At 59.0% G+C, this 23,063-nt stretch carries 16 protein-coding genes; 7 read left to right on the top strand and 9 right to left on the bottom strand.

Features of this window, described 5'->3' with window-relative positions; translation table 11 throughout:
- Window positions 1–169: 169 nt before the first annotated feature.
- Entirely contained in the window at window positions 170–952 is a 783-nt protein-coding gene (locus IC235_RS04455; protein ID WP_191004144.1) for an SDR family NAD(P)-dependent oxidoreductase, read from the bottom strand.
- A gap of 94 nt (window positions 953–1,046) precedes the next feature.
- Window positions 1,047–1,862 (bottom strand): phytanoyl-CoA dioxygenase family protein, encoded by an 816-nt coding sequence (locus IC235_RS04450; RefSeq protein WP_191003982.1) that lies wholly within the window; start codon window positions 1,860–1,862, stop codon window positions 1,047–1,049.
- Between the two features lie 519 nt (window positions 1,863–2,381).
- Here IC235_RS04450 and IC235_RS04445 point away from each other — a divergent pair.
- On the top strand, window positions 2,382–3,923 hold the full coding sequence (locus tag IC235_RS04445; protein WP_223847081.1) for a hydroxymethylglutaryl-CoA reductase: 1,542 nt from the start codon (window positions 2,382–2,384) through the stop codon (window positions 3,921–3,923).
- 57 nt (window positions 3,924–3,980) lie between these two features.
- Here the strand turns inward: IC235_RS04445 and IC235_RS04440 are convergent, their stop codons facing one another.
- From IC235_RS04440 to IC235_RS04420, 6 genes are all read right to left on the bottom strand, one after another.
- Window positions 3,981–5,801: a T9SS type A sorting domain-containing protein gene (locus IC235_RS04440; RefSeq protein WP_191003980.1), complete on the bottom strand. Its 1,821-nt coding sequence runs from the start codon at window positions 5,799–5,801 to the stop codon at window positions 3,981–3,983.
- A 471-nt stretch (window positions 5,802–6,272) separates the two neighbouring features.
- Window positions 6,273–7,364 carry a T9SS type A sorting domain-containing protein gene (locus IC235_RS04435; RefSeq protein ID WP_191003979.1) on the bottom strand — a complete coding sequence of 364 codons (1,092 nt, stop codon included), beginning with the start codon at window positions 7,362–7,364 and terminating at the stop codon, window positions 6,273–6,275.
- 637 nt (window positions 7,365–8,001) lie between these two features.
- A complete protein-coding gene (locus IC235_RS22435) occupies window positions 8,002–8,124 on the bottom strand; it encodes a hypothetical protein (protein ID WP_262892811.1) in 123 nt (40 codons plus the stop codon).
- 684 nt (window positions 8,125–8,808) lie between these two features.
- Window positions 8,809–9,336, bottom strand: a complete 528-nt coding sequence (locus IC235_RS04430; protein WP_191003978.1) for a hypothetical protein — start codon at window positions 9,334–9,336, stop codon at window positions 8,809–8,811.
- A 69-nt stretch (window positions 9,337–9,405) separates the two neighbouring features.
- The gene (locus tag IC235_RS04425) at window positions 9,406–10,611 is read right to left on the bottom strand and encodes a homogentisate 1,2-dioxygenase (protein ID WP_191003977.1); all 1,206 of its coding nucleotides are present in this window, start codon (window positions 10,609–10,611) and stop codon (window positions 9,406–9,408) included.
- Between the two features lie 327 nt (window positions 10,612–10,938).
- On the bottom strand, window positions 10,939–12,612 hold the full coding sequence (locus tag IC235_RS04420; protein WP_191003976.1) for a S41 family peptidase: 1,674 nt from the start codon (window positions 12,610–12,612) through the stop codon (window positions 10,939–10,941).
- 420 nt (window positions 12,613–13,032) lie between these two features.
- Here IC235_RS04420 and ruvX point away from each other — a divergent pair, with 420 nt between their 5' ends.
- The 3 genes from ruvX to IC235_RS04405 all read left to right on the top strand — a co-directional run bounded on the left by ruvX (window position 13,033) and on the right by IC235_RS04405 (window position 15,567).
- A complete protein-coding gene (ruvX, locus tag IC235_RS04415) occupies window positions 13,033–13,458 on the top strand; it encodes a Holliday junction resolvase RuvX (protein ID WP_191003975.1) in 426 nt (141 codons plus the stop codon).
- 108 nt (window positions 13,459–13,566) lie between these two features.
- The gene (gene def / locus IC235_RS04410) at window positions 13,567–14,175 is read left to right on the top strand and encodes a peptide deformylase (protein ID WP_191003974.1); all 609 of its coding nucleotides are present in this window, start codon (window positions 13,567–13,569) and stop codon (window positions 14,173–14,175) included.
- A gap of 420 nt (window positions 14,176–14,595) precedes the next feature.
- On the top strand, window positions 14,596–15,567 hold the full coding sequence (locus IC235_RS04405; protein WP_317173532.1) for a zinc dependent phospholipase C family protein: 972 nt from the start codon (window positions 14,596–14,598) through the stop codon (window positions 15,565–15,567).
- Window positions 15,568–15,617: 50 nt separating this feature from the next.
- On the opposite strand, the gene IC235_RS04400 is transcribed toward IC235_RS04405, so the two are convergent.
- The gene (locus IC235_RS04400) at window positions 15,618–16,583 is read right to left on the bottom strand and encodes an ion channel (RefSeq protein ID WP_191003973.1); all 966 of its coding nucleotides are present in this window, start codon (window positions 16,581–16,583) and stop codon (window positions 15,618–15,620) included.
- A 149-nt stretch (window positions 16,584–16,732) separates the two neighbouring features.
- Here IC235_RS04400 and IC235_RS04395 point away from each other — a divergent pair, with 149 nt between their 5' ends.
- The 3 genes from IC235_RS04395 to IC235_RS04385 all read left to right on the top strand — a co-directional run bounded on the left by IC235_RS04395 (window position 16,733) and on the right by IC235_RS04385 (window position 22,976).
- A complete protein-coding gene (locus IC235_RS04395) occupies window positions 16,733–17,107 on the top strand; it encodes a DMT family protein (RefSeq protein ID WP_191003972.1) in 375 nt (124 codons plus the stop codon).
- A gap of 529 nt (window positions 17,108–17,636) precedes the next feature.
- Window positions 17,637–19,997 carry an Ig-like domain-containing protein gene (locus IC235_RS04390; RefSeq protein WP_191003971.1) on the top strand — a complete coding sequence of 787 codons (2,361 nt, stop codon included), beginning with the start codon at window positions 17,637–17,639 and terminating at the stop codon, window positions 19,995–19,997.
- A 669-nt stretch (window positions 19,998–20,666) separates the two neighbouring features.
- The gene (locus tag IC235_RS04385) at window positions 20,667–22,976 is read left to right on the top strand and encodes a patatin-like phospholipase family protein (protein WP_191003970.1); all 2,310 of its coding nucleotides are present in this window, start codon (window positions 20,667–20,669) and stop codon (window positions 22,974–22,976) included.
- Window positions 22,977–23,063 lie beyond the last annotated feature (87 nt).

Here is a 23,063-nt window from a genome sequence, read left to right as displayed (position 1 = left end):
TCTCCTTCTCTGAGCGCCAACCAGAAAATTTAAAATTCTATTAGCTTAGAATCAAGCATTCCCAATACTTTACTCATCAGCTGATCATCCTAGCAGACCAGTTGACGGATGGCGCAATGACACCGAACGACGCGGAACGTCGTGAGCTTTTCCAGGAGCCGACGATTACCTATTCCAGGTACTTCTCGTAGATTCCCGCCGCGATTTTCTCCACTAAGCCTTTGGGCACGAAGCTGGTGAGACCGGCCGACATCTTATTGAGCACCCCGGGTACCACCTCAGCTTCGCCGGCCAGCAGGCCGGCTACCGCCGCTTCGGCCACCGCTTCGGCGGTCATGGATACTTTGTTGGCCGTGGCCTGCAGCTCGGCTCCCATGCCAGCCCGATCGGCGAAGCTGGTAGTAGTGGCACCGGGGCATAAGCACGTCACGGAGACGTTGGTCGTCTTCAGTTCGTAGCGCAACCCCCGGCTGAAGCTCAGCAAGAAAGCCTTACTGGCCGCGTATAGCGACAACGATGGCACGGCCTGGTAAGCGGCGGTGCTCGCTACATTGAGCACGTAGCCCTTCGGCACTTTGTGCAGGGCGGGCAGCAAGGCGTGAGTCAGGGCCACCGGCAGGTGCATGTTCAGCTGCAGCATATTTTGCTGCTCGGTCAGCCCAAGCTGCTCAAAGCGCCCCCAGAGGCCATAACCGGCATTATTCACCAGCACGGCCAGCTCGTCGGTTTGCTGCCGGGCCCACGCCGCCACTGCTTCGGCAGCACCGGGGGCCGCCAAATCCAGGGTTAGCACCCGGGCCTGGTGCTGGTATCGCTGCCCAATTTCCTGGGCTAAGTCCGTCAGTTGCTGCTCGGAGCGGGCAACCAAAAGCAAATCATAGCCGCGCTGGGCCAACACCAGGGCAATGGCCCGGCCAATGCCGCGTGAGGCGCCGGTAACGAGGGCGTACATTAAGGATGATGTTTGAATAAGGTGCTGATGCGCTAACCACAAGGCGCCCACGTGCTCTTCACTCAGCACGTGGGCGCCTTGTTCGATCAGCACACTACTTGACTAGGTGCAGAAACCGCAAGTAAAAAGGTGTAGGGCTGTCTTTACTCTTGGGCTGGTATTTACCCGCAATGATGGGTACGTACATGACGCGGCGGCGGCTGGCTTCACCGACGAGGGGCGACTGCGCCACACGGTGCCACATGCGGCCGTCGTGCACGGTCAGGTCGCCGGGTTCGGTTTCGATGGCTACCTCGTTAGGGTCGTAGAAGACGTCTTTGTAGTACTTCTTGCGAAACAACATCTTGTGCAGGCCCTGCCGGTGGGTCCCGGGGATCACGCGCAGGCCGCCGTTGGTGGCCTTGGTACCGTCGAGGTGCAGGCCCACGTTCAGCATGGGGCCAATGCGCTTGCCGTAGAATACGTCGCGCAAGGAATCGGTGTGCCAGCCCATTTGCGAGAACTCGGAGCCCTCTACGTTCACGTAGTGATTCACCACCAAGCCGTCCTTTTCGTTTTCGCCGACCCGGCCACCCTCGGCTTCAAGCAGGGGGAACAAGGCTTTAAACCGGTCATCTTGTAGCAGTTCGTGTAAGACAGGGCTGTGCTGTGAGGCAAAGGCAAATCGTTGCACGATGCGCGAGCCGTCGACGTCCTGCCCATACTTAATGGGCACGCCGTTTACTTTCTCTACTCCTTCGGCCAGCCATTTGGCTTGCACCTGCTGGGTTGCCTCCAGCAGCTGTTGAACGTACTCTGGCGAGGCAAAAGGACGGAAGTGAAGAAAGCCGTACTTTGAAAAAAAGGCCCGTTGTTCGGCAGTGAGCGTGCTGCCGAGGGTGAAGCGGGGATAATCGGAAGTTAAAGCCATAGCAGAAAAGAGGCAACCGTTGGGAATACCCGACGATACACAAAGGTAATAGGTCAAGTATCGCCCACACCCATCAAGTAACGGGCCAAGCAACCTAGGCACCCATTAATTGAGCCGAAGCACGGAAGTTTTAATGCAGCAAATACGCATTACGGGAATGAATAAATGATGAATTCGGGGCTTTGGTTGTTCGTCACAGACGCGCGAGCCTCCTAATTACTTTAAAAAAATTTTCAGATTTCTACCTTATGGGCCGGCCAGATCCCTCCCATTTGGGAGCTGACGGCTTACCACCGCCTTACCAGCTCAGCAGGAAAGAGTTCCTGCTCATGGAAGCAAGCCAGAGTTGCCTCCCGCTCAGCTGCCGAGGGATGCGCGCCGGCAGCCGTAATAGTTGCCCTATTGCTTACTCTTCATTGGCATTCTCCGCAAATTTTCCCACCTTCACCCCTGCGCTACTAGCAATCTTGTTCTCACTTCACCCTGTCACGCCCTAAAATGGTCTTCACCCCCAGCCCCATGCTTTTAAAGCTGCTCTACACCCGCGGCAGCCTCCACAATTTGCCCCAGAATGGGGGCGTAGCTTTCAGCATCAAGAACCGGCTGGATACCGTGCGCCTTACCGGCTTCAAGCAGGTGCAGATTGGAGACGTCGTAATTCCGGCCGAGCAAGTGCAGATTGACTTGGGCAACGGCGAGCGGCGGGCCGCTACCGCGATAAACGACGGTGCGCAGGCCATTGAGCTGCCGGTAGGGCGGTCACTGCTGTTTCTGCTCGACACCCCGGTGCTGGCCGAGGGCATTCATTCGGTGCAGGTGTGGTTTTCGACCGATGCGTTCGGCGACTTGCACGTGGAAGTGGAAGACGCCATTGTAAGTGCAGTCAATCATAAGCCCCGGATTCCCCGTTCGGGAGATGATGACTACTCCGAGGCGGCCATTGCGGCCCGGCAGCGCTTCGCGGAGCAGTTTTCTGGTAAAGAATTTTCTCATCTGAAGCATTATTCCTTCGACGCCCACCAGTTGCAAGGCAACTGCGAGCATTTCATGGGCGTGGCCCAAATACCGGTAGGCTTGGCCGGCCCCCTCACCGTGCACGGCGAGCATGCGCAGGGCGACTTCCTGATTCCGATGGCTACCACCGAGGGTACGCTGGTGGCGAGCTACAACCGCGGCATGCAACTCCTGAATTTGTGCGGGGGCGTGAAGTGCACCGTCATCGGCGACGCCATGCAGCGGGCGCCGGTGTTCGTGTTCAGCGATGCCCGTGGGGCCCGCGACTTTGGCAAATGGGTAGAAGACCACCTCGACCAGATTCGCCCCCAGGCCGAAAGCACCTCGAGCGTGGCCAAGCTCCAGTACATCGACACGTACCTGAGCAACAAGTTTGCGTACCTGCGCTTTAACTTCAGCACGGGCGACGCCGCCGGGCAGAATATGGTGGGCCGCGCCACCTTTGCGGCCTGCTCCTGGATCCTGGAGCAGTACAAAGACCACCCAATCGAGCACTTCTACCTCGAGTCGAACTTCGCGACCGACAAAAAGGCGTCGCAAATCAACGTGATGCGCACCCGGGGCAAGCGCGTGGTGGCCGAGGCCGTGATTAAGCGCGACATCCTGCAGCAGCGCATGCGCGTCACCCCCGAGCAATTGGCCTACCACGGGCAGGTGAGCAACGTAGGGGCTTTCATTTCGGGGGCTAACAACAATGGTGCTCACTCTGCCAACGGCATCACGGCCTTGTTTATCGCTACTGGCCAGGATGTAGCCAACGTGAGCGAATCCAGCGCCGGCATTCTGTATTCGGAAGTAACCAAGGAAGGCGACCTCTACATCAGCATTACCATTCCATCGCTCATCGTGGCTACCCACGGCGGCGGTACCGGGCTGGCCACTCAAAACGAGTGCCTGCAGATGCTGGGTTGCGTGGGCCGGGGCACGGTGCGCAAGTTTGCCGAAATCGTGGCTGGCGTAGTGCTGGCCGGCGAATTGAGCCTGGGCGCGGCCATCAGCAGCTCCGATTGGGTGAGCAGCCACGAGCAATACGGCCGCAACCGCTAATTAAAAAGCCCCTGGAAATGCTTCCAGGGGCTTTTTAATGAAATAGATGGGCGCAGTTTAGTCGCGCACCAGCGATAGGGCCAAGTTCCCGGCTGGGCCGACGACGCGCACCACGTAGGCGCCCGGCAGCAGGCCCTCGACACTGAGCGAATGCTTGCCGGCTCCCTCAAGCTCATACATACCCACCTCCCGCCCCGTCAGATCGAGGATGCGGACCTGGTAGGCCCCGGCTGGCAGGCCCGTCAGGTCGAGGGTGGTGCGACCCGGCGCCGGGTTGGGATAGAGCCCCACGGTCGCCTTGCTCAGGCTAGTAAATTTCACGACCCGCACCGGGCTCCAACTGGCCTGGCCGTCGCCATCGACCTGCCGCAGGCGGTAGTAGACCAGCGGATAGCCCTGGCGACCGGCCCCGGCATCGGTGAAGCGGTAGTCGGTGGGGCGAGTGCTGCTGCCCTGCCCACGCTCGCTGCCCACCCGCTCGAACGAGTGGGCGTCGAACGAGCGCTCAATCTCAAACCGGTCGTTGTCGAGCTCGCTGGCCGTCGTCCAGCTCAGCACCGCGTCGCGGGCCACAGCCACGGCCGCGAAATCCTGTAGCTCCACCGGCAAAGGACTCAACACCTGAGTGGTGATGCTGGCGCTGTTGTTGGGGACGTTATTATCGGTCCGCACGCACGAGCCCACGTTACTGGTAACCGTCACCGGCGCGTTGGGCATAGGGAAGCTGATAGTGCTGGTCACTACGTTAGTGGCGTTCAGTTGAGCAAGGGGCGCAAAAGTTACCACCCCGGTGGCCGCGCTGTACGTGGCCCCGGTGGGTAGCGTGACGGTGCCCGCGGCCGGGGCCGGCGTCAGCGTCAGGGTACGCTGCACGTTGAAGGCCAGATTAGGGCCGGCGTTCGTGGTCGTATGCGTGTAGGTCACGGGCTGGCCCACCATGACCGAAGCCGGGCCCGTGGGCGCCGTGCGCAGATCCGCCGTCGGGGTCACCGGCTGGATCGTAATCGTACTACTGTTATCGCTCAGATTGGGATCGACTGTGCTCGAGCTTACGCCGCCAACGATTGGCGGTAGTGTATTGCTGCTTTCGGGTATAGTAAAAGTGATGGTTATGACGTCAATTTGCTCTTCGTAGGCAGGAGCAGGTATCTCGCCAGTACCGCGTAAGACGGCGATGGGGGGCAGCGTCACCACCCCCGTAGCGGGGTTGTACGAGATGTTCCTGTCAAAGTACCGCGTTATCGACAAGATGTTCAGGCCTGGGGGTATTGTAAGGGTGGGTACCACATTGATGGCCGGCAGAGAACCTCCATTTTGGAGAGATACCAATAAGTCGACCTGTTGGCAACGGAAGCCTTGGCCAGTAGAATTGTCTGGTATGAACGTGCCGGCTGTGGCGCTCATGCTCCAGAGCAAACTCTGTGGCTGCCGTGCAGCAATGGAGGCGCTTGACGCATTGTTGCCCTGAGGGTCGTTCACAGGCAGTACGTTCGGCGAACTCACGTTACCCGAGGCCACGACCGTCCCGTTCGGCATGGTGAAGCTGACCGTAACAACGTCGCTACCACCAGCGGCAATGCTAATGCCAGGCAGGGACACCGCCCCGGTGCCAACATTGTACGAGCCCGCACCCGACACCACCACATTAGTGAGGCCTGGCGTCAGGTTCAGGGTCCGCACCACGGGTACGGTGAAGGTGCCAGCGTAGAGAACGCGAGTGGTGAAGGTGAAGCTCACGGTTGAGCCCAACGCGCCTAAGTTCGCTCCTGGGATGTAGCCATTGGGAACGAGTTCGGTCGCTAGGTCCGCAGCAGTGAACTGCGCGGCAGCCCTAAAGCTCAAGGCTAGGTTAAGCAGCAGCCCTGCAGTTAGAACCATAAATAAGCGCCGGCCCAAAAAGGCGGACGACGCAAGCTGAAGAATGGAGGATGTTTTCATGCTGATTCCTGAAATAAATATGAGGACGTGAGGGCAGCACTAACGCCGGCTGGGAGCTTCGTTAAACAAATATAAACTAACTAATTCTCGAAGTAACCATAAATAGGCCAGCTGTATTTGTTTTCTCCTTGATCCTTCTATATTTTTTGCAGGCGCAGGCTTACGCTTTATGGCATTCTACCGCTATTCGTCTTTGTTTAGTATTAGCCATCCGCCCTGTCGGTGAGCGCTGGTCCCTGGTGGGGCAGGCGCCCGTGCCTAACCCGCGCCCGGCACCGACGCGCTCCAACGCCCGTCTGTCGGGCGAACAAGGGCTCTACCCTCGCGCTATACGTGTTCTACTCGCTTACCCCATGAACAAGCCCCTGGGAGCGTTTCCAGGGGCTTTTTAATGAAATAGATGGGCGCAGTTTAGTCGCGCACCAGCGACAGGGCCAAGTTCCCGGCTGGGCCGACGACGCGCACCACGTAGGCGCCCGGCAGCAGGCCCTCGACACTGAGCGAATGCTTGCCGGCTCCCTCAAGCTCATACATACCCACCTCCCGCCCCGTCAGATCGAGGATGCGGACCTGGTAGGCCCCGGCTGGTAGGCCCGTCAGGTCGAGGGTGGTGCGGCCCGGCGCCGGGTTGGGATAGAGCCCCACGGTCGCCTTGCTCAGGCTAGTAAATTTCACGACCCGCACCGGGCTCCAACTGGCCTGGCCGTCGCCATCGACCTGCCGCAGGCGGTAGTAGACCAGCGGATAGCCCTGGCGACCGGCCCCGGCATCGGTGAAGCGGTAATCAGTGGGGCGAGTGCTGCTGCCCTGCCCGCGCTCGCTGCCCACCCGCTCGAACGAGTGGGCGTCGAACGAGCGCTCAATCTCAAACCGGTCGTTGTCGAGCTCGCTGGCCGTCGTCCAGCTCAGCACCGCGTCGCCTCCCTGGGCCGTGGCCTCGAAGCGCGCTAACTCCACCGGCAGGGGCTGGGCTGTCGTCGTGGTGGCGGCGTTGTTGTTGAGCGCGTTGAGGTCTGTCCGATCGCACGAGCCTACGGTGCCGGTCACCGTCAGCGGCGCGTTGGGCATGGGGAAGCTGATGGTGTTGTTCACCACGCCGCTAGGGTTCTGCTGCTGGGTGCTGGGAAACACCACCACTCCGGTGGCGGCGTCGTACGTAGCCCCGGTGGGCAGCGTCACCGTGCCCGCGGCGGGGCGCGGGGTCAGCGTCAGAGTTGGCTGCACGTTGAAAGCCGGCTCAGGGCCGTTGTTGGTGGTCGTATGGGTGTAGGTCACGGTCTGGCCGACCGTGGCCGAGGTCGGGCCGGCCAACGTCGTGCGCAGATCCGCTGTCGGGCTATACGGGTAAATCGTGAGCGTACCGCTGTTGTCGCCCGGCGTGGGGTCGGCCGGGAACGAGCTCACGCTGCCAGTGAATGTCAACGGCGCATTGCCGCTGGGCATGTAGAATTCGATTCCTATCGGGTCCCCCGACTGCGGATCATTCGTGAAAGAACTTGGCATGACGGAAATAGGAGAGAGGGTCACTACTCCCGTCGTGGGGTTGTACGAGATACTCCTGCCGTATAGCCGCCCTATCGACTTGATGATCAGGCCCGGAGGCATCTGATAGGAGATCGTTACATTGTAGGCTGGGGAGCTGGGGGTGCCGTTGTTAACCACAACAGGAACAAAATTAACCACTGAGCAACGGTAGGCTGAACCATCGGAAGATATGTATGTGGATGAGCCGTTAGGGTAGACAATCTGGGCTCTGAAGAACATCGTCAAGTTCTGCTGCGCGACGGCTGGCAAGCTCAGCGCCAAGTTAAGCAACAGCCCTACTGTTAGAGCCACGAATAAGCGCTGACCTGAACAGCCAAATAGCGCCAGTTGAGGGATGAAAGATTCTTTCATAGCTAAGCAATGAGAGTGAGCAGGCTAGGTCAGCATCCTTAGGTGATGCGGTAGATTGGTTGAGCTAACACAAGTTATTTCCAAGGTATACAGAAATAGTTAGACAATGTTTCGGTATTAGCTCGTCCTCCCTTAGAAACTTTATATTGCACTACTTTTGCTGCTTCCCGTCTCTCATCGCTCGTTGCGAGTTCCAACTAGCGAGCATTGGAGGTTGCCTGTCGATGAGCGGGGTGTCGATGCCCTACCCGCGCACGGTACCCACGCACTCAAATGTGCGCCCGTCGAAGAAGCACTCGACCTCGAAGTGGTCGTTATTGGACTTGCTGGCCGTGGTCCAGCTCAGCACGTCGCTCTTCACGGCCATCGCCTCAAAGCGTATCAGCGCTACTGTTAGGGGGCTGGGACCCGTTTGTGGTAACGCTGGAGAAGTTGTTGAAGTCAATAGCTTGATTGTTCAGGAAACTTAGTCGCGCACCAGCGACAGCGCTGGGTTCACGTCATTGACGACGCGCACCACATAGGCTCCCAGCAGGTTCTCTACGCTGAGCGGACGCTTGCTGCCCCCGTTCAGCGTATACATACTTACCTAACATCCCGCCATATCGAGTAGCCGAGCCTGATAGATCCCAGCCGACAACTCCGTCAGATCGAGTGTGATGTGGTCCGGCACCGGGTTAGGACGTAGCCCCGCAGAAGCTTTGGCTAAGCTGCTGAATCTCACGACTCGTATGGGGCTCCAGCCGGCTGTGCCATCGGTGTCGACCTGCCGCAGGCGGTAATTAACGAGCGCGTGGCCCTGGCGGCTACCTCCGGCATCGGTGAAACGGTCGGTGGTAGGACGTAGGACGAATGCTGCCCTGGGCGCGCTCAGTGCCCACTTGTTTGAGCGACTGGGTACTGAGCGCGAGGTTACGCGCGCTGCGCCGGGCACACTGATGTGGAAACGGCTTTACTCAATTGAGTTATTATCACCCATAAGAGGCCTCCCCACCGCCGACACCAAATGAGCAGGACCGTCTTTTTGATACCGCTACTTTTACGCGGGTACTTAAAGCGGGTCGGCTGTTACTTTGAACCGGGCGTCGGAGCGGACGGTAAAATAGTTGGGACTGAAGCTGCCGGGGGTCAACCGGGCGTCCACGGTTAACTGGTAGGTGTCGGATTTCAGGTACTCATCCAGCTTGGCCTTTGTGGGCTCCAGGGTAATGGTATTCGTTCCCCTGGGAATGGTGTACAAGTGAGCCAGTGGAATTTTGTTGTTGGTGTTGGGGGTATTGATGAAGATATCAATTTCCTTCAGGAAATCGAAGGTGGAGCCGGCAGGTGCCGTCACGGTCAGCACCAACTGGTCGAGCAACACGTTTTTGACGTTGTTGCGGGTGGTCTTGTTGTTACGGAAGGATTCCTCCGACCTGGTAGTGACCGTTACCGGCTGTAATTGTGCGCCCACGAAGTAGCCGGGGATTTCTACAGTCTGCGTTACATCAACGGTAAAGGTGAGCAGCTGGTCTAGCTTTTTGCAGCTGACTACCACCAGGAAGAGTGCCAGCGGCGCGAGGAGAATTATTTTTTTCATGACAACAAATTATATGATAACAGATCAACAATATAAAAATAACTTGTTTTAGAAGCAACCTGGACGGGGCTAATCCATCATATCAGCGGACCTTGGGGGGTCGGGTACGAAGCCGGGATTCCAGCTCATGGGGTAGCGGGCATCAACGTACGGCAGGGCGGCTTCCGTAAGATACAGCGGCCGAAAGGTATCGAGCATGACCGCCAGTTCGTGGGTTTCCTTTTTGCCGATGCTTGCCTCTACCGTACCGGGGTGTGGCCCGTGCGGCAGCCCCGTCGGGTGCCAGGTAAAGGAAGCCAGATCTACCCCCTTGCGCGACATAAAATTGCCAGCTACGTAGTACAGCACCTCATCAGAATCGACGTTGGAGTGATTGTAAGGTGCCGGAATGCTAAGCGGATGGTAATCAAATAAGCGCGGCACAAACGAGCAGATGACGTAGTTGTGCCCCTCGAAGGTTTGGTGCACGGGCGGCGGCTGGTGCAAGCGGCCCGTTATTGGCTCAAAGTCGTGAATGCTGAAGGCGTAGGGATAGAAATAGCCGTCCCAGCCCACGACGTCGAACGGGGAGTTCGCGTAAGTGAGCTGGTGCAGAAAGCCTTCTTTTTTAACCTGCACCAGGTAATCGCCCTCCGGAAAATTGTCGGTAATCAACTCCGTGGGCGGGCGCAGGTCGCGCTCGCAGTAGGGCGAGTGCTCCAGCAGTTGGCCGAAGTGGTTGCGGTAGCGCCGAACGGTTTCGACGGGGCTGAACGACTCAATAATCATTAGTCGCACGGGGCCTTCCTCAAAATGCAGCTGGTGGATGATGGTGCGTGGCACCACCACGTAGTCGCCGGGCTCGAAGGCTACCTTACCCATTTGGCTCCACAGCTCGCCCCGGCCTTCGTGTACGAAAATCACCTCGTCGGCCTGAGCATTCTTATAGTAATACGTCATCCGCTTCTCCGTGGGATTGCAGATGCTCATGGTCACGTCGGCATTGCCGAGTAAGGTTTGGCGGGCGGCCAGGTAGTCGCCGCCGGTACTGGTTTGGGCCAGCGTGCGCAGGTGCTCAGGCTGCAGCGGGCGGTCTTTCAGCAGCTTCGGAGCGTAGGGCTTGGTTTCGCCGACGTGCTTAATCTGGGTGGGTGGATGCACGTGGTAGAGCAGCGACGACACGCCGTGAAACCCGAGCGTGCCCACCAGCTGCTCCGAGTACAGGGTGCCATCGGGCTGACGGAATTGGGTGTGGCGCTTGCGTGGAATCTGGCCGAGGCGATGGTAGTGAGCCATAGTTAACGGGTGGGTTTAGGCTGTGAAGTTACGATCCGCGGCCGTTATTGCGATAATGCGGCAGCTATTCATTATGAGCGTAGTCCAGGCCCGGAAGAGCACTCGGGGCCTCAAGCGGCCTGCAAGCACTCAAAGGGTGGCGGGCCCAACTCCTCATCGAACCTCGAGCCTGTCGCACACAAACTATAGATAATTTGCATTTTATCTTATTTCACCAGGCCCTACTAGGTAAACCCACCGCTTTCGAAAAGTGCGTGGTAGTTACAGACCTCCGTTTTACCTCCGGCCGGGCCCGCACGGGGCGGCCCACGCGATAATCGACTCCCTTTATTTACCCAGCAATGCCAGCTGCGCGGTGCTGTCGCTCACGAGGTGCAAGGCGCGCTGCAGTTCCGGGTCCTGCTCGCGGAGAACCGTGTAGTAAGCCAAAGGACCGTACGCACTGCGGGCAATGTAGGCCTTGAGCTGGTTGCGCAGCAGCGGCGCACAACGGCGCACCGCGCCAACATTAGTCGTTATGCCCGCCAGCGAGGCTTGGGCGGCCAGGCTAACCAGTTGCGCATCGCTGATGCGAAAGGTCGCGTTGTACTGCTCGAACCGTAGGCCTTCCAGCTCGGCCTTGTGCGCCTGGTAGAACGAGAGCGCGAAAGCCCGCGCGACCCCGTGGCTCAGTAGATTGGTGAAATAGCTGGAATGCGCCAGGGTGTCGCGCGGCACGAACACATCGGGCATGATACCGCCGCCGCCGTACACCGTGCGGCCGTGGTCGGTGCGAAAGCGCAGCTCTTTGGCGAAGTGGGTGCTGTCGGCCGAAGCCAGCTCGCCGCGGGCGGAGCGCCCGGTGAGCTCCTGGTTGTACTCGGCGTAGTTGGCGCCGTAGGGCTTCTGAATGGAGCGGCCCGCCGGGGTGTAGTACCGCGCAATGGTAAGACGCAGCTCACCGCCATCTTTCAGCGCAATGGGCTGTTGCACCAGGCCTTTGCCGAACGTGCGCCGCCCTACCAGAATAGCCCGGTCGTGGTCTTGCAAGGCCCCGGCAACCACCTCGGCGGCCGAGGCGCTGCCTTCGTCGACCAGCACCACCAGGGCACCTTCTTCGAACTCGCCGGCCACGCGGGCGTAGGTTTGCACATCATACTGTTCGCCCTTGCCGTCGGTGTACACGATTTTGCGCGAGCCGGCGATGAATTCATCGGCCAGGCGGGTCGCGCGGTCGAGGTAGCCACCGGGGTTGCCGCGCAAATCCAGCACCAGGCGGGTGAGCCCCTGGTGACGCAGGTTGACTAAAGCCGTCTTAAACTCATCGTAGGTGTTCGAGGCAAAGCGGCTAACCTTGATGTAGCCCGTTTGGTCGTCGACCAAATACGCGATATCAACCGAGGCATTGGGAATGCGGCTGCGGGCAATAGTCAGGTTCAGCGGACGGGCCAAGCGGTAGCGGCGCAGCTCGATGCTGACGCTGCTGCCGCTCGGGCCCCGGAGCAGCTCGGTGAGGCGGGCAGTGCTCAGGCGCGCCCCCGAAACGCGCTTACCACCCAGGCTCAGAATTTGGTCGCCGGGCTGCACCCCGGCTTGCTCGGCCGGGCCGCCACTGAGCGGGGCCACCACGGTCATGGTATCGCGAAACAGGTTGAACTCGATGCCGACCCCATCGAAATCGCTTTGCAGGAAAGAATCAGTCTTTTCCCGGTCGCGGGCCGGAATGTAAACCGAGTGCGGGTCGAGCTTCTCCAGCATCTGCTGCACGGCGTAGTCGGCCAGCGCTTCGGTGTCGACCGAATCGGCGTAGTCGCGGTCGACGTAGCTCAGGACTTCCTTGAAGCGCAGATACCCCCGGGCCGTGGCCTCGGGGTTTTCAGTGGAAGGCTGAAATGGATTGGTAGCCACCAGCAGGCCGCAGCCCAGGGCCAGCACTAGCCGGCCGGCTTGCCGTAGCCGCCCGCGCCCCCGTGGGGCCGCGGAACGGCCGGTTTCTGAGGCAGCAGACGAAGACGTGGGCATACTTGCGTAAAGGTGCTAACGAGTAAAATAGAATGACATTACCTTCCAAACTGTTTTAAATTTTCCTGGTTAGCAGAAAAAAGGAGGACATGGCGGGGGCATTCGGCTTAGCAGATTATTGGCTAAAGTTACCAAATAAAGGGCTGATTTACGGGCCTGCTCCAAGCTATGCGGGCCTACGGCCTTTGAAACCAACACGAACGCAATCTATAACTTTATCCGGAAAGCGCTAAGTGGCTTCCGGCAAAGCGCCTTAATTACCCGCTGAGCCAAGCCTTTTGGGGCTGGCATCCGGCCGCCTGCCGGTAGATGGGCCGGGGCCCGTGCGGGCTGAATAAGTTGAGGGCTTTTCCGTTGCCGTATCTTTGCGAGAGCAACTCCTGCTACGACCTTACTCGTTTACTTTACCCAGCCGGACCCATGGGCCGCATCCTCGCCATCGACTACGGAAACAAGCGCGTGGGCTTGGCGGTTACCGACCCCCTGTGCCTGATTGCCTCGCCGCTCGAAACCATTCACAGCCAGGATCTGGTGGCATATGTGCTGGCTTACCACCAGCGCGAGCCGTTGCGGGCCGTGGTAGTGGGCATGCCGCGCACGCTGCTCAACGAGCCCACCGACGTAACCAGCGCCGTAGTGGGCCTAGTACGCCGCCTGCGCCGGGAGCTGCCCGACGTACCCGTCCACGAGTTCGACGAGCGGTTTACCTCTCGCATGGCCCACGCTACCATGCTGGCCGGGGGCCTCGGCCAAAAAGCCCGCCGCGACAAAGCCACCGTGGACCGCATCAGCGCGACTATCATTCTTCAATCGTTTCTTGAGTCGCCGCTGATGCGCGATGTTTAGCCGCCGCTTACTCGTTGATAGCCGTTGGCCCCTCAGTGGCTGCAGCTGATGATACCCTGACGACGGCTCTCCGCTAACAATTGACCACGAATAACCGATAACTACACCATGATTTACTCCATCGTCGCCATTGGCGACCCGGTACTGAAAACTAAAGCCAAAAACCTGGCCGCCGACCTGCCCGCCGCCGACTTGCAGCAACTAATTGCCGACATGTTTGAAACCATGTACTACGCCCACGGAGTGGGCCTGGCCGCGCCCCAGATTGGCAAGAGCGTGCGGTTGTTCGTGATGGACTCGGGGCCCATGGTGAAGCTGGACGAAGAAGACCTGGCCGAGCTGGAAGAAGGCGAGATGCCGGAGCCACCCATAAAACGGGCTTTTATCAACCCCGTGATGGTGAGTGAAACCGGCGAGGAATGGGGGTTCGAAGAAGGCTGCCTGAGCATTCCGGGCGTCCGCGAGCTGGTGAGCCGCCCAGCCGACATCGTACTGCGCTATGAGGATGAGAACCGCCAACTGCGCGAGGAGGCATTTTCGGGCATGGCCGCCCGCATCATCCAGCACGAGTACGATCACCTCGAAGGCATTCTCTTTACCGATAAGCTCTCCGCCTTCAAAAAGCAGCTGCTCAAAGGCAAACTCACTCGCATCAGCAAGGGCGACGTAAAACACGACTACCGAATGAAGTTCGCCGGCGACGGCAAACGGCGGTAACCGCTGTATACCGGGCGAAATACCACCCACCGCGTACCGGCCCCTCTTCGGTAATCTCTACCAGGCGAAACCTCACGTGACCCCTACCAGGTACGACCCCGGTCCGCTTCAGGCGCGAAACCTCAGCAGAGGGAGCCAGACGACAAGTACACAGACCGTAGTATAGCTCTAATCTATTGACTGTCAATCTTTTTATACTGGAGATGAGCAACTTAGGAACTCTACGCCCGTGAGAGAGCTGCCGCTCTGTGGTTGCTGTACCACTGCATTCATCGATCTGGCTCCCCCTCTCCCCCGGAGAGGGGGCTGGGGGGTGAGGCCCCTAAATTAAGAAAATCAGCAAGCGGAGCCAAGCCAATGAAATGGCAGGATACGAGTCCGCGATTTGTTTTTGCGCGCGTTTCCCGTACCTTGTTATTCGTGAAAAAATATGTATTGCTATTATTCCTTGGCTTGCCGTTCTTCTCCCGCCAGGTCCGGGCGTGGGGGTTCTTCGGCCACCGGCTGCTGAACCGGCTGGCCGTGTACACGCTGCCGCCGGGCATGATTGGCTTTTATAAAGCCAACATTGAGTACCTGACGACCAATGCCACCCGGCCCGACTCGCGGCGCACGGTGGTGCCCGGCGAAGCGCCCAAGCACTTTCTCGACGTGGACCGCTACGGCGACAGCGCTGAGTATAAAATGCCCCGCCACTACGCCGATGCCATTGCCCGCTACGGCGAAGACTCCCTGTTGCGCCACGGCATCGTGCCCTGGAACATAGTGAGCATGAAAAATCAGCTCACCGCGGCCTTCAAAGCGCACGATACCGACCGCATTCTGCGCCTCTCGGCCGATATGGGCCATTACATTGCCGATGCCTGCGTGCCGCTGCACACCACCCGAAACTACAACGGCCAGCTCACTGGCCAGCGCGGCATCCACGGCCTGTGGGAGTCGCGGCTGCCCGAGCTGCTCAGTACCGATTACGACTTGTTCAGCGGCCAAGCAAGGTACATTGAAGACCCCACCAAAACCATCTGGGTGGCGGTAGCTCGCTCACACGCCGCCGTAGACTCGGTGCTACGGTTTGAAAAAGACGTAACAGCTCAGTTTTCCGAAGACCGCAAGTTCGGCTACGAGCAGCGCGGCAGCCAAACGGTCCGGGCGTATTCACGGGAATTCAGCCGGGCCTACCATGCCCGGCTGAATGGGCAGGTTGAGCGGCAGATGCGCTACGCAGCGGCCCTCATCGGCAACTTTTGGTTTACGTGCTGGGTCGATGCTGGCTCGCCCGATTTGAGCCAACTGCCCCGCACGCCTTCCGAAAAGGAAAAGCAGCAGCTGGAGCGCGAGCTGAAAGAAGCGGCCGCCGCACCACTGGTAAGCGCACCGGGGCACGAGGAGTGAATAGTCGAATCAGGTGAATAATAACCAGCGAGGCAGGCTACTTCATTTGCTCATTGCTCGAGCGGTTCGGTGAGGTGCAGCTGATCTAAATCGACCACGGCGATGCCGTCATCGCCCACCTCGTAGGCGCGGATAAAGCGGCGGTCCCACTCTATTTCGTCGTGCGTGTAGGAGTTGCGAGCATGCACGTCCTGTGCGAAGGTGTCGTCGTACCCTTTTAGCTGAATGATGACTTCCATGCTCTGGGCTTCGTAGTCGGCCGGGCCCAGGCCGTGGAGCGGACTATCGGGCGTAATGTCGTGCACCACCGTCCAGCTCAGCGGGAAAAAGCTGATGAAATCGCGCTCCAGCGGCAGAAGGTTATACTGCTGGTTGTTGGTAACCGGGTCCACGGTTTTGAGGAGGACGCGGGCCCGCAAGTCAATCAGGATGTTGGAGCGCTGGTTGGCAATGCGAAACTGCAGGCAGGGCAAGCCATCGGCCCGGCGGCTGATGATGGCCCGGTGGCTGAAATGAATGCGGGCCGTGGGCCGCGAAAACCGCCCGTAGAGCAAGCCCGTCGCCAAAGCAAAGGTGAGCACCCCCACCAGGGCTTCGAGGCTGGAGACGAATCCGGTACCGTTGCTGCCGGGGTACACGTGGCCGTAGCCCACGGAAGTAAAGGTTTGGATCGAGAAAAACAGGGCGCTCAGGAAGTCCTGCCACCAGTTGTGCGGAGCCGTCACGCCGGGTAGGTTGTCCAGGCCCAGGGCCAGGTAGGCCAGGGCGAAAGCCGTGTTCAGCAAGCCGAAAAATACCACAACCACCCCAATAAAGGGCCACCAGTCCATCTGGATGAGCCACTGATAGGGGTCGTGGCGGTGGGGCCCACCACGGCGCCGCACGTTGAAAGAACCGTCGTGGTTGATGGCTCGCTTGGTACGACGCGAGAATTTTTCGCCAATGCCGGGGTCCAAAGTAGTCGCTGGGTTCATAGAATTGCTGCTGATAACGGCGGTTGATTTAGAGGGTAGCATAAGCTGGTTAATGGGAGGGCGCCCGCCGCGGAAGTACCCCGCAGTTGGGCCTGGCCCCGGCTCAGCCAGTGGCCTAAACTATAACAAGGACAACTGAAACCTGCTTTTGACCTTAATTTACCCGCTCGAATTCAGTCGGCTTCCTCTTTATGAAAGGCGTTTACTCTCTCATCCTGCTTACCATTGCCAACCTGTTTATGACGTTGGCCTGGTACGGGCACCTCCACTTATTCAAGAAGATGGCGTGGTTTGCCAAGCTGGGGCTGGGTGGGGTTATTCTGGTAAGCTGGGGCCTGGCCCTGTTCGAGTACGTGCTGCAGGTGCCCGCCAACCGCCTCGGGTTCGAGGAAAACGGTGGTCCGTTCAGCCTGTTCCAGCTCAAGGTGCTGCAGGAAGTCATCACGCTCACCGTGTTTACGCTGTGTGCCGTCTTCCTCTTCAAAACCGATAAGCTAGGCTGGAACCACGTGGTCGGCTTCGGGCTACTGATAGCGGCCGTGTACGTTATTTTCAAGAAATGGTAGGCCCGGGCGTATGATGCCCCGTTAGCCCTCCCGGAACCTGCAACGCTGAGCTAGCCCCCCGCAAGTTGGTGGTGGTTTCTTCACCTATGCGCGTTCCGCTGCCCTGGCTCCTTTGGTGGAAGCTGCCTTCAGACCGAGGATATACGGAGCCCGAGCGGTACCTGTAGTTGTTGGCGCTGCTTCGACGGAGAAACTGGTTGAATCCTGATTGATAGAGCAATAGATAGCAGGAACAGTAACTCGCTAGCAGGTGATTGGGGCTATTTTATGGGATATTGTATTATTAATTGTAGATTGGATGACCAAATTATTTTTTCCATAAAAAATAATTCATGTATCTTTCCAAAAAAGTAGCCTGTTACTCATTGATATAGCAAGTGCTACTGCTAATCCACTCTTGGCATAGAGCAATTTCTGACCTTCGGTTGGGATTCCGCACGGATTTCTTCGAATAGAATTATCACTTTAGCCCACTTTTTCTTATCAAATGATGATCTTTTTTACACGACTACTTATTTTGTTGCTGCTCATGCTAATCATCCCTGGGATGAGCCGGGCGCGGAATCTTCTGCTCGATTCAGGTTTTACGGCGGGCAATGCCAGCCTTGCTTCAGCCTCTATGCCCGCAGCGGTGCCGGAGGTGGCCCCGGCGGCCCACGATGGGGCCACTGAAAACGACGCCCCTGACAGCCGTTCTCCCCTGAGCCCTGACCGCCACCTCACCGGTACGGGAACCAGCCGGTCGGTAGCCGGTGCGTTTGCTGACGTTGCGGACGTGACGACCACCTTAGTAGGTAACACCACTAGGCCGTCCCAATTTGGGACACCGGTCGCCTCCACGCTCGGCGGGGGCCTGCCATCGGGCGCCTACACGGTCACCTTCACCAACAACGGCCCAAATTCGGCTGAAAACGTTACGCGGCAGGTTACTCTGCCGGTCTACGCGTCCATGACGGCGGCCCAACAGGCGGCCCTGTCCGGTGTGGCTACTTACAACGCCTCAAACTATACCATCACCTTTACAACGCTAGCAGTGATGCCGAGTGGTAGTTCGAACACTTACACCTTCAGCTTCACCGCCCCTTCCACGGCGAATGGCAACTTCTACTTGATGAGCAGCACCGTGGGCACCAGTACCAGCCAAGGCAGCAATACGGCCCTCGACTACGCAACTCTCTCCGTGAGCGTAACCAACCCCACGTTCATCATAACCGAGGACGACACCAACGATGTTCCGCGCAACACGGCCAAGACGGGAAACGTCACCCTCAACGATGCCAACCCAGCTAACCAAGCTATTAATGCGCAGCTCATATCGCAGCCCGCGCATGGCACCGTCGTACTCAACCAAAACGGCAGCTATACCTACACGCCCGTCACGGGCTACCTCGGGCCCGACAGCTTCACGTATGACATCGTCACCAACCGCTTCTCGAATAGCTCCACGGTAAGGCTGAACGTGTACGATGCCGACCTGGTTTGCATCCTTGGCACCGGCAGTAACCTCCTAACCAACCCTAGCTTTACAAGTGGCAACACCGGCTTCTCGTCGAGCTATACCTACCGACCAACTTCCACGCCCTTTAACGGCAACGACTTACCTGCGGCTTCGTACATGGTCGGCGGCAATGCCGCTTCGTACCACTCGCTCTTCGTTGGCACCGGCCGAACCGGCCCGAGCGACAACTTTATGATGGTGAATGGCTCGCAGAATTTAAGCATCATCTATGCGCAAACGGTGCCCGTACGGCCCAACACCTACTATAGCTTCTCGGCCTACGCTAGTAGTCTGTACTCCCAAAACCCGGCCCAGCTCGGCTTCGTGATTAATGGCAAGTCGACCTCCTCGGTGACGACACTGCCCACCACCCAGAATAATTACGTGCGCATCTCCGACCTGTGGTTTTCGGGTACCCAGACCAGCGCCGTGGTAGAAATCCGGGATGTGAACAAGTCAATCGAAGGCAACGACTTCGGCATCGATGATTTATACATCGGCACGTGCACGGTGTTGCTCGTTGCTAACAATGTAAACAATGCCAGCCTGAGCAACCAGTCGCCGGCCCTAGCGGTCTCTCCACTCAGCGCCACCATCCTGAATGGGTCGGCGGTGAACTTTTTCACCATTCAAACTCTGCCGCCCACGGCAAGTGGCACTCTGTACCTGAACAATTCACCAGTCACCGTGGGCCAGACTATTCCCGTGGCGCTGGCCAACCAACTGAAGTTTGATCCTCAGAGCAGCTATGCGGGCGACGCCGTGTTTACGTATAGCGCCACTGACCTGAGCGGCTCGGGCAGTAACATCGCCACCTTTACCATCCCGATCACCAAAACTCCCCTGCCGGTGGAACTGGTTTCGTTTGAAGCCCGCGCCGGGCGCAACCTCGATGCCCAGTTAACCTGGCGCACGGCCTCGGAAAAGAACAACGCCCACTTCGACGTGGAGCGCAGCACCGATGGCCAGGATTTTACGCGGGTAGGTCGCGTGGCCGGCCAGGGTACCACCATTCGGTCCACCGCTTATGCTTACACCGACGCCAACGCCGGAGCCGGCCGCAAGGGCACGGTGTATTACCGCCTGCGGCAAGTCAATACCGATGGCAAGGCCAGCTACTCGCCCGTGGAGACGGTACCCTTCACTGGCCCACAAGCCCTGGGTTTCCACCCCAGCCCCACCACCGGCGCCGGTGCCCTGGACCTGAGCGCCCTGCCCAGTGGGGAGTACCAGGTTACGCTACTGGATGCCATCGGCCGCCAGGTACTGAACACCTCGCTCGCCGGAGCTCAGATCCATTCCATGTCGCTCGCCCACGTGGCTCGCGGCACCTACCTGCTGATGGTACGCGGCCCTGGCATCAAACTAAGCCAGCGCGTGGTGCGGGAATAGCCGGGGTCGGCTTTTCCAGTTAGAACCACGATAAGTAAAAGCCCCTTGCCTCACCCACAAGGGGCTTTTACGGCGGCGGCCATCCTCTACCTCAAACCTGATAAGCTCGGCTAGAGCTACGTGGTCGGATTCGGACTGTTGCTACCGGCCGTACACGTTATCTTCAAGAAATAGTAAGCCTAGACTACCAGATGACGCGCCCGTTACTACTCACGACACCAAGGGCCGCAACTACGCAATAGTCACCCACGAGCTGGTGAAGACTCCCTGACCAAGACCGGTTCCTTAGTCTCTTTAGTGGACGTTGCCTTCGAGCCGGGGCTGTGCGGGGCCTCCGCATAAGTCAGCGAGAAGTGGCGGAACGCGGGAGGATAAACCCGGCAAACCGCGACAGCGTCACTTGGCTTGGCTCGCAAGGGCTAACCCTGGCTGCCGGGTACAGTGGCCGAAATTTCGATCTATATCTTTCTCCACCCGGATCTGCGATTTTGGTGAAATTTTTGATTGCGGCCCCGGGTGAAGGCGCCAGCCAGAGCATGGTTCCCACACGGCGAAATTGCTTTTGACTTTTGGCCGTTTTTTTTATTAACCGGCTGATATCCTTAGGCAGGCCCTTAGCGTAATTTACGCACCGGGCTTCCCTACGGGAGTGGCTCCTCTTCTAAACATATGAAGCATTTTTTCGCTCGAATTCTGCTGGTGCTACTGGCAGGCAGCTTCGGTTTTTCCGCTCAGGCCCAGCGCGTGGGCGTGGTGCTCAGTGGGGGCGGAGCCAAGGGCCTGGCTCACGTAGGAGTGTTAAAGACGCTGGAAAAGAACGGCATCCCCATCGACTACATTATTGGCACCAGCATGGGTTCCATTGTGGGCGCCCTGTATGCGGCCGGCTACTCGCCGCGCGAAATAGAGCAGCTGATGCTCTCGCCCGAGTTTCAGAACTGGGTGAGCGGCAAACCAACCGAAGACAAAACCTTTAACTACCTAACGGCCGAGCCCTCCCCGTCGGCGCTGCGGGTGGGAGTGGCGCTCGATTCCACCCTGAGGGCCCGCGTCAGCACCAACCTGGTGAACGACCTCAACCTCAATTTTGCCCTGGCCCGCACGCTGGCGCCCGCCGCCGCGCGGGCCAACTACGATTTCGATAAGTTGTTCATTCCCTTCCGCTGCCTGGCGGCGGAGGTGTTCACGCGCAAGCAGGTGGTGCAAAAAGCCGGCTCGCTGGCCGATGCCGTGCGCAACTCCATGAGCGTGCCCCTCGCCTACCGCCCCATCCGCAACCCCGACGGGCGCTACCTTTTCGATGGCGGCATCTACAACAACTTCCCGACCGATGTAATGCGCACCGAGTTTGCGCCTGACATTATCATCGGGGTTAACGTGGGCGATGTGGCGTACAAGAAGTATCCATTCAAGCAAGACGATGCCCTCCTCACCAGCACGCTGCTCTTTCTGGGGGCCAACGTAGCCGATACGCTGAGTGTAGGCAAAAACGGAATTTACATTCAGCCTAATCTGGAAGGCTTTGGCGGCACCGATTTCGCCCGGGTGCGGGAATTGATTGCCAAAGGCGACACGGCCGTACAGCGACAGTTGGCACTCATTAAAAAGCGCATCGTGCGCCGCATCGACACGCTGGAGTTGCAACAGCGTCGACAAGCGTTTCAGGCGGGCGCCCCTAAGCCGCGCTTCGTGCAGGTGCAGGTGCAGGGCCTGCGCCCCCAACAGAATGCCTATGCCCAGCAGTTCTTTCGACGCTCGGGCAGCACCTACACCATCGACGAGCTGGAGCAGGGCTACTTCCAGCTGGCGGCGGATGACTTTTTCCGCAACATTTATCCGCGCATCAAATATGACCCCGCTCAGCAAGGGTACGTGATGAGCGTGGACGCGCGCAAAAACAATAACGTGTCGGCCGAAGTCGGCTTCGTGCTCAGCAACCGCCCGCTCGACAACCTGTACGTTGGCGTCGAGTACCGCTACCTGCGCCGGCTGCTGTACTCGGCCCGGGCCAACGTGAGCCTGGGACGCTTTTATAACGGAGCCCAGGCCAGTTTTCGCGTGAACGTGCCCAGCCGGCTCCCCTTTTACGTGGAGCCCGCTATTACCTACAACCGCTGGGATTACCAAAACACCAGCGGCCTGCTCGGGCGCAATGTGCTGAACACGCAGGTACTCCAGCAAGATACCAAAGTGGGAACCCAGGTAGGCATCAGCCCTAACTACCGCAGCCGCCTGCTGCTCGATGTCGGTGCTTTTTACCTGAGCGACGACTATGCTAACGTGGCCGAAATATCAAGCGATACGGAACTGGATAGAACCCGATTCCGGGGCGGTACCGTAGCCCTGCAGTTCGCCCGCAACTCGCTCGACCGCAAGCAGTACGCCACCAGTGGCAAGCGCGTGGTCGTGACGGCACGGGGCGTCAGCGGCTCAGAGGCCTATAACCGGGGCAGTACTTCTACTTTGCCTAGCTTGTCGCAAAACCACCGGTGGGTGCAGCTGCGGGCTACCGTTGAGCAATACTTCCCGCTGAAAGGCGATAAACGCGCCTGGGGCTATTACGCTGAACTGATGGCCAGCGGGCAGGACGAGTTTGCTAATTACCGCTCCAGCATCACTACGGCCCCGGTATTCGCGCCTTTGCCGGATGGCCGTACTTCGTTTCTGGACAATTACCGTTCGTCGCACTACGCCGGGGCCGGCCTCCGCTACACTACGCCGTTTCTGGGCCGGCTGGAATGGCGCACCGAAGTATTCACCCACGTAAACTACCGGCCCTTACGACCGGGCGCAGACCAGCGCGCCGTCAAAACCGAGGGCATCGAACGGCCCCGGCTCACGGCCAGCACGGGCCTGGTTTTCCAAACTCCGGTGGGGCCGCTGGCCGTGCACGGCCTGTTCTACGACGACCCGGCCCGCCGCTTCAGCATTTACGGGCACCTGGGCTTTCTGCTATTCCGGAGCCGGGCCCTGGAATAGGGGCGGCTGGCTGGCTCCCATTGGGAGCAAAGCCCTTAAACCGGCGCATGGGCGGCCGGAGCTGGCCCAGCCGCCCGCAGCGAATAG

Source organism: Hymenobacter montanus (assembly GCF_014699115.1).
GTDB lineage: Bacteria > Bacteroidota > Bacteroidia > Cytophagales > Hymenobacteraceae > Hymenobacter > Hymenobacter montanus.
The sequence above is the reverse complement of the archived record's forward strand: the minus strand, read 5'-3'. Positions and strand labels throughout refer to the sequence as shown.

Excerpts from the sequence above, each read along its gene's own strand:
- IC235_RS04455 (WP_191004144.1), bottom strand. The coding sequence starts at position 952 with ATGTACGCCCTCGTTACCGGCGCCTCACGCGGCATTGGCCGGGCCATT.
- IC235_RS04425 (WP_191003977.1), bottom strand. The coding sequence starts at position 10,611 with ATGGCTCACTACCATCGCCTCGGCCAGATTCCACGCAAGCGCCACACC.
- IC235_RS04440 (WP_191003980.1), bottom strand. The coding sequence starts at position 5,801 with ATGGTTCTAACTGCAGGGCTGCTGCTTAACCTAGCCTTGAGCTTTAGG.
- IC235_RS04390 (WP_191003971.1), top strand. The coding sequence starts at position 17,637 with ATGCTAATCATCCCTGGGATGAGCCGGGCGCGGAATCTTCTGCTCGAT.
- IC235_RS04385 (WP_191003970.1), top strand. The coding sequence starts at position 20,667 with ATGAAGCATTTTTTCGCTCGAATTCTGCTGGTGCTACTGGCAGGCAGC.
- IC235_RS04435 (WP_191003979.1), bottom strand. The coding sequence starts at position 7,364 with ATGCCAAGTTCTTTCACGAATGATCCGCAGTCGGGGGACCCGATAGGA.
- ruvX (WP_191003975.1), top strand. The coding sequence starts at position 13,033 with ATGGGCCGCATCCTCGCCATCGACTACGGAAACAAGCGCGTGGGCTTG.
- IC235_RS04450 (WP_191003982.1), bottom strand. The coding sequence starts at position 1,862 with ATGGCTTTAACTTCCGATTATCCCCGCTTCACCCTCGGCAGCACGCTC.
- def (WP_191003974.1), top strand. The coding sequence starts at position 13,567 with ATGATTTACTCCATCGTCGCCATTGGCGACCCGGTACTGAAAACTAAA.
- IC235_RS04395 (WP_191003972.1), top strand. The coding sequence starts at position 16,733 with ATGAAAGGCGTTTACTCTCTCATCCTGCTTACCATTGCCAACCTGTTT.
- IC235_RS04430 (WP_191003978.1), bottom strand. The coding sequence starts at position 9,336 with ATGAAAAAAATAATTCTCCTCGCGCCGCTGGCACTCTTCCTGGTGGTA.
- IC235_RS04445 (WP_223847081.1), top strand. The coding sequence starts at position 2,382 with ATGCTTTTAAAGCTGCTCTACACCCGCGGCAGCCTCCACAATTTGCCC.
- IC235_RS22435 (WP_262892811.1), bottom strand. The coding sequence starts at position 8,124 with ATGGCCGTGAAGAGCGACGTGCTGAGCTGGACCACGGCCAGCAAGTCC.
- IC235_RS04400 (WP_191003973.1), bottom strand. The coding sequence starts at position 16,583 with ATGCTACCCTCTAAATCAACCGCCGTTATCAGCAGCAATTCTATGAAC.
- IC235_RS04420 (WP_191003976.1), bottom strand. The coding sequence starts at position 12,612 with ATGCCCACGTCTTCGTCTGCTGCCTCAGAAACCGGCCGTTCCGCGGCC.